Annotated in this window: 11 protein-coding genes; 6 read left to right on the forward strand and 5 right to left on the reverse strand. The window is 40.5% G+C overall.

From position 1 onward, the window contains the following. Positions 1 to 91 precede the first annotated feature (91 nt). On the reverse strand, positions 92 to 1,399 hold the full coding sequence (locus tag N473_RS26855; RefSeq protein WP_063367345.1) for a PAS domain-containing methyl-accepting chemotaxis protein: 1,308 nt from the start codon (positions 1,397 to 1,399) through the stop codon (positions 92 to 94). A 480-nt stretch (positions 1,400 to 1,879) separates the two neighbouring features. On the opposite strand from N473_RS26855, the gene N473_RS07315 reads away from it, so the two are divergent. Together N473_RS07315 and N473_RS07320 are read left to right on the forward strand one after the other, a co-directional pair. After that, a complete protein-coding gene (locus N473_RS07315; protein WP_081221008.1) occupies positions 1,880 to 3,808 on the forward strand; it encodes an alpha/beta hydrolase family protein in 1,929 nt (642 codons plus the stop codon). Between the two features lie 301 nt (positions 3,809 to 4,109). Further along, positions 4,110 to 4,607 carry a hypothetical protein gene (locus tag N473_RS07320; RefSeq protein WP_063367346.1) on the forward strand — a complete coding sequence of 166 codons (498 nt, stop codon included), beginning with the start codon at positions 4,110 to 4,112 and terminating at the stop codon, positions 4,605 to 4,607. 56 nt (positions 4,608 to 4,663) lie between these two features. On the opposite strand, the gene N473_RS07325 is transcribed toward N473_RS07320, so the two are convergent. Continuing rightward, positions 4,664 to 5,560 carry a LysR substrate-binding domain-containing protein gene (locus tag N473_RS07325; RefSeq protein ID WP_063367347.1) on the reverse strand — a complete coding sequence of 299 codons (897 nt, stop codon included), beginning with the start codon at positions 5,558 to 5,560 and terminating at the stop codon, positions 4,664 to 4,666. Between the two features lie 153 nt (positions 5,561 to 5,713). Here N473_RS07325 and N473_RS07330 point away from each other — a divergent pair, with 153 nt between their 5' ends. Continuing rightward, positions 5,714 to 6,478 (forward strand): isocitrate lyase/PEP mutase family protein, encoded by a 765-nt coding sequence (locus N473_RS07330; protein ID WP_231099536.1) that lies wholly within the window; start codon positions 5,714 to 5,716, stop codon positions 6,476 to 6,478. Positions 6,479 to 6,673: 195 nt separating this feature from the next. Here N473_RS07330 and N473_RS07335 read toward each other — a convergent pair whose 3' ends face one another. Then, entirely contained in the window at positions 6,674 to 7,120 is a 447-nt protein-coding gene (locus N473_RS07335; RefSeq protein WP_063367349.1) for a hypothetical protein, read from the reverse strand. A 665-nt stretch (positions 7,121 to 7,785) separates the two neighbouring features. On the opposite strand from N473_RS07335, the gene N473_RS07340 reads away from it, so the two are divergent. Further along, positions 7,786 to 9,417: a DUF342 domain-containing protein gene (locus tag N473_RS07340; RefSeq protein ID WP_063367350.1), complete on the forward strand. Its 1,632-nt coding sequence runs from the start codon at positions 7,786 to 7,788 to the stop codon at positions 9,415 to 9,417. Between the two features lie 46 nt (positions 9,418 to 9,463). Here the strand turns inward: N473_RS07340 and rnt are convergent, their stop codons facing one another. Continuing rightward, positions 9,464 to 10,126, reverse strand: coding sequence for a ribonuclease T (gene rnt, locus N473_RS07345; protein WP_063367351.1), 663 nt, complete (start codon positions 10,124 to 10,126; stop codon positions 9,464 to 9,466). 210 nt (positions 10,127 to 10,336) lie between these two features. Between rnt and N473_RS07350 the strand changes: the two genes are divergently transcribed. Beyond that, positions 10,337 to 11,212: a flagellar protein MotY gene (locus N473_RS07350; RefSeq protein WP_063367352.1), complete on the forward strand. Its 876-nt coding sequence runs from the start codon at positions 10,337 to 10,339 to the stop codon at positions 11,210 to 11,212. A gap of 31 nt (positions 11,213 to 11,243) precedes the next feature. On the opposite strand, the gene mnmC is transcribed toward N473_RS07350, so the two are convergent. Continuing rightward, positions 11,244 to 13,226 (reverse strand): bifunctional tRNA (5-methylaminomethyl-2-thiouridine)(34)-methyltransferase MnmD/FAD-dependent 5-carboxymethylaminomethyl-2-thiouridine(34) oxidoreductase MnmC, encoded by a 1,983-nt coding sequence (gene mnmC, locus N473_RS07355; RefSeq protein ID WP_063367353.1) that lies wholly within the window; start codon positions 13,224 to 13,226, stop codon positions 11,244 to 11,246. A 181-nt stretch (positions 13,227 to 13,407) separates the two neighbouring features. Here mnmC and fabB point away from each other — a divergent pair, with 181 nt between their 5' ends. Continuing rightward, entirely contained in the window at positions 13,408 to 14,622 is a 1,215-nt protein-coding gene (fabB, locus tag N473_RS07360) for a beta-ketoacyl-ACP synthase I (protein ID WP_063367354.1), read from the forward strand. Positions 14,623 to 14,633: the final 11 nt, after the last annotated feature.

The following is a 14,633-nucleotide window of genomic DNA, read 5'->3' on the forward strand; positions in this document are numbered from 1 at the left end:
TGGTTATTACTCTAACAAGCATTAATAACGCTGTGTTATATCTAAGATATTAGATAAATTAGTTTGTTCGCTGTAATTAAAATACGTATACCTAATTAAGCCTAGCGACAGTATTCACAATACTATCTACTTGTTGGTTAATTTCATTAATAGTGGTATTAAGGTCTTCAATGAGGGCTACACCTGAGGCTACCTGTTCAGCACTTTGTCTCATAGATTCGGATGCCTCTGCTGAATGTGTAAGGTTTGTTTTAACTACATCTGCGATTTCAGTTGTAGAGCTACTTGTTCTGGCTGCAAGCTGGCGAACTTCGTCGGCAACGACCGCAAATCCTCGCCCTTGTTCCCCTGCACGCGCTGCTTCAATGGCTGCATTGAGTGCCAGTAAATTAGTTTGTTCTGCAATTGCGCTGATAGTAGAGACGATATTATCGATTTGATCTGATTGCTTATTCAGCGCTTCTATTTTCGTTAAAGCAGTGTTCATGTCGTTGCTCAGGATGTGCATGAGGTCAATGGCGCCTGTAACAGACTCAGAGCCATTTTGGGCCGCTTTATCAGCAAGGCTAGATGCATGACCGACATCTTCTTGAGTTTGACGAGTAGCCACAATACGCTCTGTGATATCAGAGGCAAATTTAGTCACTTTAATGACTTTTCCGTTTTTATCTATAACCGGGTTGTAGCTGGCTTCAAGCCATAATTCGCTACCCAATTTGCTTTTTCTCTCTACTTGACCACTAAAATAATGTCCAGCAGCTAACTGGTTCCAAAGTGCACTATAGTCGTGAGACTGGACAATATGTTCAGGACAAAATAGACGATGGTGTTGGCCTTGTATCTCCTCTAAACGATAACCCGTTGCTGCTAAAAAATTATTATTAGCCGTCAGGACGTTGCCTGATACATCAAATTCAATAACCGCCATGGAACGGTATAGTGCGTCAATCAGGTTTTGTTGAGATACTGCGGTATGTTCGCGTTTAGTGACATCAGAGGCAAATTTGATGATTTTGACAAGGTTGCCATCGATGCTAAAAACTGGGTTATAGCTTGCCTCTAGCCAAAGCTGTTTACCAGAGCGAGTAAAACGCTCAATAGTGCCTGAGAAAAACTCGCCCTGATTCAGGTTTTGCCAAAGACGTTGGTAATCTGAGGAACCAGTATATTGCTTATCACAAAAAATACGGTGATGTTTACCAATTAATTCATCTAATTCGTATTCCATTACTTTGAGGAAATTATCATTTGCGGTAATGATTTTTCCTTCAGGGGTGAACTCAATAATGGCAGTAGAGCGGCCTACAGATGCTAGCGTTTGCTCCAACGCTTTTTTTTCGTTCGTGACATGCTCAAGCGATTGCTGCAGTGCTTTTCTTTCTTTGCCAAAACTAAACATTGATGTTCAAAACTCTAAGTGTGATTATTTCAGGGAATCGAATTATTGTGATGTGTGGTTGAAAGTCAATCATAACAGCAAAATATCATCAATAAGTATGGTTTTTGTACCTTTTTTATGTGGTTTTTTTTGTTTTTTTTTATAAAACAGTAGCTTGGGTTTTTTGGGTCGATTTTGATTTGATTGGTAATATGTCATTAAAGCGATTGGGATTATTGCCTTAATATACACTATTTTAGTTTTTAGTATCGAAAAATTAACAGGCTTGTCTTTTTTTGAATGGTTAATGTTGAGAGTTTATATTCAGAGCTAGGTGTATACAGTACAGTCTAAATTTAACAATGTTTATTCCGTGTATAAATGAGATAGGTGCGTTAGATTTTAATTCAGACAATTTAATACTCTACTGAAGGAAAATAATGGATATTATTGATACAATATTTGATACCATTTCTAAAATTTACAATTATAGGGTTTATAATGCCTTCAGCATTATGGTTATTGACGGCGTTATGGCTGTCAACTTTTCAATTTTATGTTCATGGAAGTACACAAGAAAAATTGCCTGTAGAGGCCTATGCAAGTCTCCCGAATGTCAGTCAATTTAATCTCTCTCCAAATGGTTCCAAGTACGCTTATGTTATAAATAATAAAGGGGAGTTAATTTTAGCTGTTCGTGATATCACTACCGGTAAAGTCACAGCAATAACAAGAACTGATAATTTAAATGCTAAGCTAAACTGGTTTGACTGGTTAAATAACGACACTTTGTTGTTTGGGATATCATATACAAAAAGAGAGAGTGTCGTCAGGTATACACGTACAGAGCTACTCAGTTTTGATTTAAACAATATAAGTAAAGGCGCAAAGTTGGTTGTGCGTCCGAAAAGAGGTCAACATAACGCTCAATTTAAAGACCATGTTATCGATATGCTGCCCGACGATCCGGAACATGTTTTGCTGTCCATCGATTTAAAGCAGCCGAATCGACCTGGTGTATATAAGCTGAATGTTAAAAAGCGCAAACTTAAACGCATTGTTAGATACAAAGCGCATGTAGATGGTTGGATAGCTGATAGACAGGGTAATGTTCGAATATCTTATCACAGGGACGAGACACGTATTTTTTATCGTTTGTTAGATAACAAAACCTCAAAATGGAAAACCATTTTTGATTACGAAGTTTTTTCTAAAAATAAAGTATCAGTGCTTGGCTTTGATAGTGATCCTTCCATTTTATATGTTAAAGCAGTTCATAATGATAAAGACTCTATTTTTAAAGTCGACCTTAAGGATCCTGAGTTGACTAGAGAACTTGTATTTCATGATCCAAATTATGATGTTGATGGAACGCTTGTTTATTCACCTATAACGGGAGCTGTTGCCGGTTTTTCTCATGCTCATGCTGACAACTCCATTCAATATTGGGATAGTGACTTAAAGACATTGCAAAGCTCTATTTCACAAGTTTTACCTGACGCAACTAATATTATTACCGATATGGATAAAACGGGTGGCCGGTATATTGTGTATAGTGAATCTGATAAGGACCCGGGAAGTTATTTGTTAGGAGACACGAAAAAAAATTCGATTCAGTATCTTGCGAAAAGGTATCCGAAAATTGATGAGAGTAATTATCTTGGTAAGCAGTGGGTTGAGTATTCTGCTAGGGATAAGGTAAAAATCGAGGGTTATATTACATTACCTCAAGGGTATGAACCGGGCCTAAAATACCCTGCAATTGTGTTGCCGCATGGCGGTCCCTATGCTCGAGATTATCAGGGTTTTGACTACTGGTCAGAGTTTTTCGCACATAACGGTTACATCGTGTTCCAACCAAACTTTCGAGGCTCGTATGGCTATGGGTTCGAATTTGCTCAAGCTGCAATAGGCGGTTGGGGCAAGGCTATGCAGGACGATTTAGATGATGCTGCGAAATGGTTAGTGGCGCAGGGGTATACAGAGAAAAATAAAATGTGTATCGCTGGTAGTAGCTACGGTGGGTATGCGGCAATAATGGCTGTTATTAAACATCCAGAAACCTTTAAATGTGCCGCGAGTTTTGCTGGAGTGACTGATTTGGAGTCAATGTACTCCAGAGCTCGTTACTTTACCAATAAAGACGTAGTAAGAAAGCAATTAGGAGGAGACCGGTCCCTATTGGAAAAGGTGTCGCCTGTCAGTTTGTCAGAATTTATTTCCAAACCGATTTTGCTTATTCACGGCACAGAAGATGTCACTGTCCCTGTAAGTCACAGCAAAAAACTGGTTAAAAAATTACGAGATAAAGATGTTACGTATATTGAGCTAGAAGATGGCGATCATCATTTGAGTTATCAACCTCATCGTATTCAGACTTTAAAAGCGATGCTGGCCTTTTTTGATGAGCACTTAAAATATAAAAAGTAGCTTGTGCAGTCTTATATCTATATCTGGTGTGAGCATAATTAGTTAGCTCCTTTTTAGGCTATCAGACTTTTAATTTGATAGCCTTTTATTGACCTTAACCGACTTATTATTTGAAATCAGACATTGGATGGACTTACTCCTGTTGTGTTAACCCATGATGAGTGCAATTTTTTATTGTTAGCAATAGAGGTTGTTATAACTGTTATGATAAGTCACCGATTAAGTAGCGCTCAATATGTTGAACAATACGCACAAAAGGTGGTAAATATTAAAGTCCAATAATAATAAAATAGGAAATAATATGCGATTTAACTTTCTGTTACTTCTATCAGCGCTATCATGCGGTGCATTCGCACATAGCACGCCAGAAGAAGCCGTTGGATCATTATTTAAAGCGCTTTCGCATGCGCCACAAGAAAAGCCCGATATTGCTAAATTAAAAGAGCTATTTCATACACAAGCCAAAATATTTGGGGTTCATCAAACTAATTCAGAGCCTAAGTTGACGGCGGTTTCGGGCGCTGAGTTTATTACTTTGTTAGATAAAGTGCCTGAAAAGGGGTTTTACGAATGTGAAGTGCTGCGTAAAGTACAGGTGTATGACCGATTTGCTCATGTATATAGTTTGGCAGAGACTCGCTTTATTAAGGGCCAAAAAGAGCCCGACTTTACGGGGGTGAATAGCATTCAACTCTATAAAGTGGAGAATAAATGGCAAATCCTCTCACTTTATTACCAAATAGAAAACCCAAGCATTGCAATTGACTTAAAGGGCGCGAAAAGCGGCACATGTTTATAGTTTTAATTGTGCTTGTGAGTCACCTGTCATAAGTAACGAGCAGATAGCACATTGATTTAGCTGTGCTTCATTTCATTATTAAGCCAGTCGGTAAATATTTTAAGCCTTGCCAGTCTTGGAGAGTTTGCCTCGAAAACAAAATATCTCTTAACTTTGTTTGGGTGTGGCAGTTTATAGGGGATCACAAGCGCGCCATTGTTGAGCTGTTGTTGACATAAGTATGGGGCTGCCAGCGTAACACCGTGACCACTAGAAACGGCACTAATTGCCATATCAGTCGAGATTACTTTTGTCCAAAGCGTATGACTTTCAACCCCTTTTACTCCGGCTGCGTTAAACCAACTAGGCCAATCGTAGGGACCTTTATGAGTTAAAGTCACTATGTGATGAGATAATAAATTGGCAGGGTCGTTTAAATTTAGTTGTTTTGCCAAGCTACTCGAACAGATGGGGTAAACAGGTGACTCGCCAAAATATTCACAAATAAAATTATCTGGTGTGTGTTGTTCAACTGTGGTACCAAATCGAATTGCTAAGTCTATATGCGCCTGTTTCAAATCCACAAAATTTGCTGATGAAGAGACGTTGATTTGAATATTCGGGTAACGATTTGTAAAATCCTGCAACCTTGGCATTAGCCAAAGGGAAATAAAAGCCTGTGTAGAGGTGATAGTTAGTTCCCCATCAATACCCTCTCTTTGTACATGATTTATGCCTTTATTTAATATCAACAATCCTTTTTGAGCGTGTTCGAACAGGACAGCTCCTTGCTGGGTCAGTAGCATCTTTTTTCCTTTGCGAACAAACAAGCGGGTATTGAGCATGGCTTCAAGTTGACGAATTTGTTGGCTTACAGCAGCCTGAGAAATACACAACTCTTGTGCAGCTAGGCTGTAGCTATTGTGTCGTGATGCACATTCAAGTGTGACTAGCAGGTTGATATTTTTAAACACGTGATGTTGATAGTTATTGAATTTATTACTGTATTATAAGCTGTGCTTATAATAAAAGTCGATTTTCATCGTTGGCCTTTTTAAAACGAGATTGCAAAAATACAGTCATTGAACACACATCAATAAAATTAATAAATTGAAGACAAGGATAAAATGATGATTGAATTTAAGCAGCTTCATCAACAGAAGATGCCTCTTTTATTGGCAAACGTTTGGGATGTAACAAGCGCAAAATGTGCTGAGCAAGCTGGCTATCAAGCTATTGGCACCTCTAGTGCAGCATTGGCTGCGGTACTTGGTTACGAGGATGGTGAACAAATACCTTTTGAAGAGTTATTATTTGTTGTTAAAAGGATTGCAGCATCTAGTAACTTACCTTTAAGTGTCGATATTGAGTCTGGCTATAGTACAGATCCACATATTATTGCTCATCATATTCAGCAGTTGGCTGAGTTGGGGGTAGTTGGGATTAATATAGAAGATAGCCGAGTAAGAGAATCACGAATATTGTGTAATAAAGATGAGTTTGTCACCTTGCTACGGGAGGTACGTGCTGAACTTTCCTCCCGTGATGTATCTATCTTTATTAATGTTCGGTGCGATGCTTTTTTACTGGGCCTAGAAAATGCGATAGATGAAGCGCTTATCAGAGCGAGTAGTTATCAAGCCGCCGGTGCGGATGGGCTATTTTTCCCATGTATCTCACATGAACAAGATATAACTAAAATTGTTGAAGTGACATCGTTACCGATTAACGTGATGGCCATCCCATCTTTGCCGGACATAGACGTGTTGACACAACTTGGCGTTAAACGAGTAAGTACAGGTAATTTCGCGCAGCTAGCAATGAGTGAGCAGTTGATTGCAAAGTTATCACAAATAAAAGCACAAAGAAGTTGTTCAGGGCTTTTTGAGTGACGCTATTGCATCGTTATGTGGCTTATTGAAGTTTAAGTATGAGGTGTATTTGTTATGTTTAATAAAACGCCTAGCAATCGAATAATGGGTATGTGCTCGCTAGAAAACATCAATGAGCACATGGCTAACTTTACGATATAAAGTTTATTATAAACTCATGTTAACGACTCAAAATTATTTTTCGAAGCTGTCACATCATTGAATGTAAGAGTGATAAGGCACTTTGCATAGTGCCACTTCCAATTGACTAAAATCTCGGCTACTAGATGGCGCTGCGTACAGAATCCTCGAGTTAAGTTTGAAAGCTGAACGGCTCAAAATATTGTACGGGCTTTGATCATGGCTAAGTGCATATAAGTTGTCTTTATGTATTTTCCACGCACAAACCTTCTCACTTTCAGGATTATTGGCTTGTGTGATCTTGACGACATTTGATGCAAAGGATAAATCCATGTAGCTTTTTTGGCTGTTAGCAATTTTGTAATAAAAAGCGCTACAATCTTTGCGACAGGGGATAAGCTCAAATTCTGTCGCATGTTCGATCGGACTATTACCATAAAATAAGCCGGAAGTTTCTTTGCTAATGGTAATATAGCCAAAATCTTGACCTTGCGTTATCAGTTTCAGGTGTTGTTTGATCATATTTTCTTACCCACAGTGATTCAACATCATCTGTATGGCACTCTCTCTAACTAATCTTATTAAGACGAACGCCTCAACGATAACATTAGCCATACTGTGTTGAGCAAATATGACATCAACTAAAAACTGATAGCAGATTACGAACAAGTCCTGATAAGAAGATGTTATGTACAAATAACTTCTTACTTCCTCCATAATTTGTTGGTAACTTTTGCTTAGTCTTTTTGAACAGGTTGCATATAAGGCAATAAACAGGTCAGTGTTCTGAACAGTTCATTGCAATTTATTCATGGCTTAATACATGCATAAAATTTCAAGATAGATTTTGCTAATCGGAAAATGTTACAAAATTAATTTACGGTGTTTTCAAGAGTGAGGAACGATAAAGGCATTAAAACGTCAGCTCTATATATAAGATATAAGATAGAAATAAGCTAATAATAAAGTCTCATATTGTGAATTTTACTAAAGAAATCACGCATTTTTCCGATAAATTTAGTAATAATAGCAACTTGTGCTATTTCAGCATTTAGTGCGTTTACAATCATTCATAATTTGCCTTAAAAGTGGCCAATTTTAACTTAACATTGTTAGGGCGATATGCTGAAATGGTGGAAGTTGCATAAAAAAAAGTAAAATATGCAAGAGTATTTAGGAAGGAAGTGATGTCGTTGTTTAGTTTTGATGAGGAGTCTGGGTATGTTTCTATGAAGGAACATCCTGCGCATTCGGGGTTTCCCGCGAGTGCTGCACAGCTAGTTGAGCTGCTAGAACAATCCTCGTATGCCGACTTTGATGTCATTCACGCCAATATAGGTCAGTTGTTTGCTCCCTCAGATGACAGAGAGAAAGATGTTCTTATCGTTGCAAGAGCTGTCGATGCTTCTATCGTCGTGCATGTAGAAGAAAATAACATGCTAGCAGAAGCGCGTTTGACGACTGCAAGGGGCGGTAAGCTCATCACGATAGATGAAGCCAGAGACGCATTGACCAATGCTGGTGTGGTTAAGGGGATCAACGAAAGGGCACTAGATACATTCTTAGGGCAGCAGTTTGAGCAATCGCCTGGTAGTGTGTATTCCGGTATCGTCGCTCATGGTGTCAGAGCAAAAGATGGCACAGATGCGCGGTTTGTGAGGCTATGTATGACTGCACAAGATCGTGTGCTCAGTCCACAGCAAAAGTCAGGTGGAAAAGTTGATATGCGTGACTTAGGCGCAATCATCACTGTCAAACCTGGTAGCCCTTTGATGAAACGGGTACCTCCGACGCCTGGAGAGAAAGGGTTCTCAGTGTTTGGTGATATTTTAGAGCCTAAGCCGGGTAAAGACTTTACTTTACAGGTATCAGAAGGCACTAAAATCAGCCCAGATGACCCAAATTTATTGATAGCCGACGCAAAAGGTGTACCTGTCGCAGTCCCTCGCGGCATGCGCGTGGATGATGTTTTGTGTTATGACAATGTTGACGTCACAACTGGGCATATTGAGTTTGATGGCAGTGTTGTGGTCAGTGGAGATGTCAAAGATGGTATGAAGATCAAAGCCACTGGAGATATAACTGTGATTGGCTTTGTGGAATCAGCCCATTTAGAAAGTGAAAGTGCGGTTACCGTGATGCTAGGCGCAATAGGTAGAAAGCGTCTAGAGGGAGAGGATTTTTCTTGTGTTATAAAAGCAAAAAGAACGATCTCTGTTGGTTACGGTCAATATTGCCACATTGAATCAGAACAAGATTTATTTATTGAGCGTCAAGCCTTACATTGCGATTTAAAATCAAAGCGTTTAATACGCGTAGGCAAGGGCGATACACCAAGAGGAAAGCTGATCGGCGGCAATGTCTATAATGCTATGCGCATTGAAGCTGGTGAAGTCGGCGCGCCATCAGGCACTCGCACGCGCATTGTATTGGCGCAAGATTGGTATGATTTGAAGAAAAAAGAAAAGGAGTTTAAAGAGCTCGATAAGTTGTTATCGGACAAAATTTTAGCTGTGAAGCGAGCGCAGATTAAAGCTAAGAAGACACCTGCATCAGATAAGCGGGACAACTATTTGAAAAAGCTTGCAACCACAGAACAGCGCTTAGATGCGCATTACAAACGAAATATTCGCAACTGCAAGCTGGTCGCCCAAAAATTGATGCGATTGGTTAAGTTAAGTCGAGTTAAAGTGAATGAGTTAATGCATCCGGGTATCGAATTGACTATTGCAAAAGATAGTCGTTCTTTTTCCAGAATTTACCCACCTCATTCTGTCAAATTAGACGCTGGGAAAATTACTCAGGAATTTGTAAATTAAAAAAGCAGCTAAGGCTGCTTTTTTAATGCCTGATGCAACCCTGAATTTAGTCTTTTTCAGTGTTCTCTTGTTCTTCGCACTGAGGAAGTGGCCATCCGCCAAGGGCTTGCCACTTGTTAACAATATAGCAAAATAGCTCAGCAGTGCGCTCGGTATCGTACAGCGCGGAATGTGCCTGCGCGTTATCAAACTCAATGCCAGCTGCGCGGCATGCCTTCGCAAGCACAGTCTGACCTAAAGCAAGCCCCGATAATGACGTGGTATCAAAACTCACGAATGGATGGAACGGCGTACGTTTTATATTATTACGCTCAATGGCGGCATTTAAAAAACCATGGTCAAAGGCCGCATTGTGGGCAACGATGACAGAACGCTGACATCCTGCATCTTTTTGCGCTTTTCTAACTGCCTTACAGATCTCTTTAATTGCTTCACTTTCTTCTACTGCTCCACGCAGTTCAGAAAAAGGATCTATGCCGTTAAACTCGATGGCAGATTGTTCAATGTTAGCGCCTTCAAATGGTGCAACATGGAAATGAATTGTCTTTTCAATGCTGAGCTCACCTTGGTCGTCCATTTTTAATAGACTGACGGCAATTTCTAAAAGGGCATCAGTTTCTTTATTGAAGCCTGCTGTTTCAACATCAATTACTACGGGGAAAAAGCCTCTGAAGCGTTTTGCGAATAGGGTTTGCTCTTGTTCTGCCATGATAAACTTGGATTTCTAAAATTAGCCGCCTATTATACTGATCATAAGGCAAGATGCTAATTAGGATCCGGTGAACAAGCAGATATTTTTAGTTTCTGTCGATTTATTGTCTCGAAATGCGGTATGTTTATTGCTTCTTAGTATTTTGAAATATGATTTAGGCACTGACAGATTAGCCTGTTTAGTTGTGCAATGGCTTGGAGAAGCAAAGTGAGCTTACATTTCAATATCTTAGCGACTGTTATCACATGTGTGTTTGCGACAAGTGCACACAGTGCGATGCGGCAATATAGTGCCTCGGTTGATAACTCTAAGTGGATGGTGGACAGAACTACACGGTTATCTTGCACACTTTCCCATGATGTACCGTACTACGGTGAAGCGGTTTTTAGCGCGACGGCGAGTAAAAATAAAGATCTCACCTTTAATCTCGATATGGTTATTCGACCTGAAGATTATGACTTTGCTGGGCTAGAATCTGTTCCGCCAAGTTGGCGAGCGGGGCTCCCAGCTCGCTCAATGGGGAAGATGGCTTTGCTTAAAAAGTTTGACGGAGAGCTGTCCAATCCCGTGGCGTGGGAAATGCTTACAGAGCTTGAAAAAGGATATCAACCTACTTTTTACTATCAAGACTGGAATAATAAACACGACCAAATTGCGGTGTCTTTATCCTCTGTTAATTTTAAAAAATCTTATTGGGACTTTTTACAGTGCCGAGATAACCTGCTGCCATACAGTTTCGAAGATATTGCATTTGTGGTGATGAACTATCGTAAGAATTCAAGTGAGTTGACCAAGTCGTCTCGAAAACGCTTAGATATGATCGGGGAGTACCTAAATAATGACCCTGACATTGATTCTATTTATATCTCTGCCTATTCAGACAGTTATGGCGGTAAAAACGTTAATTTAAATTTATCGAAGAAACGTGCGATGGCTATAAAAGAGTATATGGCGAGTAAAGGTGTGCCTGCTGACAAAATTATGACAGATGGATTTGGTGAGAAGCGTCACGTTGCCATTAATACAACGCCAATTGGACGTGAAGCTAACCGTCGAGTGATAATTCAGATTTCCAAGCCCTAAAAAGGGCTTGGAAACTTACACCATCGATGGTTTATATTTTGTTGCGGATCATGTCTCTGATGATCAAACGAGCTGGGTGCAGCGCTTCATGCACTCGCTCACTAAATGGCAAAGGTTCTTGAAATAGGCTTGCCACTAAATGCTCTGTAACAAGCGGTGCTGTACAGAGCCCTCTGGCGCCAAATCCCGTCACAATATGCAGGCCTTTATGAGGCAAGTTCGGTTCTTTAAAATCATAAAACTTACCTCTTTTGATATTATCAAATGCGTGAAGTAGGTCGCCTTTATCTTGTACTTGCCCAATCATCGGGGTGTGATCGTTAAAGCAACATCTGACCGCTGCTTTAGCACTTTCCACTTGCCCTAAACTGTTATCAAAGTCAGTACCTTGATAAAACCCTGTAAGCTGCTGGCGATTAGTAATGTCATCTTGCACGGTAACGGCTCTGGATTTGCTGTGTTTCTCAAAGGTTGCCCCCATACAATGTAAACCGTTTTGACTGGGGGTAAAGTAGCCTTTGTGGCAAAGCACAGTCGAGAGTTTGGAGGATGCTTCACCTTCGCGAATATGAGAAACTTGCCCTCGTACACCGTGGATCCCAACCTCTTGGGTTTGCTCAAACCTATCGGTATGCTCTCCTGCACAAATAAATACATCAGAAAAGGGCCCGAATGTTTGTTCGCCAGCGTCTAAATACCAGCCATCGTCATGTTTGTTTAAGGCTTTTATCTGTGTGTTAAAATGACAATCACTGGATTGCTCGGTTTGAGCGGCATCAAACACAGCCTGGGTTAGCTCAGGAGGGCTTACCCAACCGCCTAACTCGATAAACAGGCCACCATAGGGTGTATCTATATTTGAAATAGACTGCGCTTCAACTTGGTCTACTGCTTTGATGAGTTGTTTTGGGTAGATTTCACTACTCGCTACTTTATTGTGCTGTATTTGTTTGTTGTCATTAATGCTTTGAAGTAAAACGCCGCACCACTGATGGGAAAATTGAAAACCTAAATGACTAAGATGGTCATAAAATCGCCTTGCGTACAAAAAGCTGTGCGCATAAAACTCTGATGGGATCCCATATTCACTTTGTAAGTTGGGATACACCGCCCCTTGAAGATTGTGGGATGCACCTTGTGCGAGCATATCGTCCTCGCAAAATAAGCTACTCTGTACACCTCGCTTGGCCAAATGGTATTGCAGGCAACTGCTGGCGATACCACCACCAATAATTGCAACATTAGATAATTCAGCTTTTTGTTGCTGATAATATAAAGGGGTTGTTGCCTGTTCAGTAACTGTTTTTAATTTGCCAACAACCATTTCACGTTTACGGCCATAGCCTTTGACTTTTTTACACTCAAACCCAGCGTCTTGTAAGCCTCTTCTAACAAACCCCGCAGCTGTGAAGGTGGCGAAAGTCGCATTCTCTTGACTTAGGTGCGCCATGCTATCAAACAGTGTTTGCTGCCACATATCTGGATTTTTACTCGGAGCAAATCCATCTAGGTACCAGGCATCTACCACGCCTTTACTTTGGTATGCAATCTGCGGCATCGAGTCTTGTACATCACCAAACCACAAATCCAAAATAACTCGCCCCTGATCAAACTCTAATCTATGGCAGCCTTGAAGTGCTAAAGGGTATTGCTGGCATAGTTGCTCAGAAAGTTCACTGAGCCCAGGCCATGCTTTGAGCGCTTGTTTTAAATCACTTAACTTAATCGGATACTTTTCGAATGACATAAAATAAAGTCGTTCAATGGCTAAGTTTTCAGAGTGTTTAAATTGCGACCAAGTATTTAGAAAATTTAGACCTGTACCAAATCCAGTTTCTGCAATGACAAAGTGTTTTCTTGGGTGGCTTGAAAATCGTGCAGGTAACTCATTTTGTTCGAAAAACACATAATTTGATTCGGCTAGGCCGTCATCATTAGAGAAATAAACATCGTCAAAATTATCAGCTACAGGCGTGCCTGAATCATTAAAGTGAATCTGTGCGTTACTTATCATAGGAATACGTTGGTATAATGCTCATAAATTACAGGTATTTTACTGGTTTTATTTGCATTAGTCCGTTGCAATTTTACAAATATCAGTTCAGAGTACGTGTGTACGCTGGAAAGCTGACCACTTGATCAGTATTTTATGCGTAGAATACACCTAAATTTTTTAAGTTCTAAGGGAATTACCCATGAGAAGAGCCGTAATTACGGGGATCGGTGTTGTTTCAAGCATCGGTAACAACAAGCAAGAAGTATTAGAATCTTTGAAAGCGGGTAAAAGTGGTATTGCTTTTAACCAAGAATTTGCTGACATGAATCTACGCAGTAATGTGTCAGGTAAAATTGATATTGACGTAAAAGCGTTAGTAGACCGTAAAGCACACCGCTTTATGGGTGATGCTGCAGCATACTCATATATTGCGATGGCACAAGCTATCGAAGACTCAGGCTTATCAGAAGATCAAGTTTCGAATGAACGTACTGGCCTTGTAGTTGGTTCTGGTGGTGGTTCTTCAAAGTACCAAGTAGAAGCCGCAGATATTTTACGTGAGCGTGGCGTGAAGCGTGTTGGTCCTTACATGGTACCGCGTACTATGGCAAGCACAACATCAGCGTGTCTTGCTACACCTTTCAAAATTAAAGGTGTGAACTATTCAATCAGCTCAGCATGTGCGACTTCTGCACACTGTGTTGGTCATGCAGTTGAGCAAATCCAACTTGGCAAGCAAGATGTTATCTTTGCAGGTGGTGGTGAAGAGCTTCACTGGACACTTGCAATGGAATTCGACGCGATGGGCGCACTATCAACCAAATATAACGAAGAGCCAGAAAAAGCATCACGTACTTACGATGCAAATCGCGATGGTTTTGTTATTTCTGGTGGTGGCGGCATCATGGTTATTGAAGAGCTTGAGCATGCTCTAGCTCGTGGCGCACATATTTATGGTGAAATCGTAGGTTATGGTGCGACTTCAGATGGCTACGACATGGTTGCGCCATCAGGTGAAGGCGCAGTTCGTTGTATGAAGCAAGCAATGGCAACCGTTGAGGGCGACATTGATTATTTGAATACGCACGGCACATCAACACCAGTTGGTGATGTAAAAGAGCTGGGCGCAATTCAGGAACTGTTTGGCGATAACTCACCTGCAATCAGTGCGACTAAAGCAATGACTGGTCACGCGTTAGGTGCAGCAGGTGTTCACGAAGCTATTTACTCAGTACTGATGCTTGAAAATAACTTTATCACGCCATCAATCAACATTGATGAGCTGGATGAAGAAGCAAAAGGCTTAGACATCGTAACAGAACGTCGTGATGTTGAACTAAACACAGTCATGTCAAACAGCTTTGGCTTCGGCGGCACAAACGCCACATTGGTTGTTCAAAAGTATAAAGGCTAATTTTTAAATTA

This window comes from Pseudoalteromonas luteoviolacea CPMOR-1, from assembly GCF_001625685.1.
In the GTDB taxonomy this organism is placed as follows: Bacteria; Pseudomonadota; Gammaproteobacteria; order Enterobacterales; family Alteromonadaceae; genus Pseudoalteromonas; species Pseudoalteromonas luteoviolacea_K.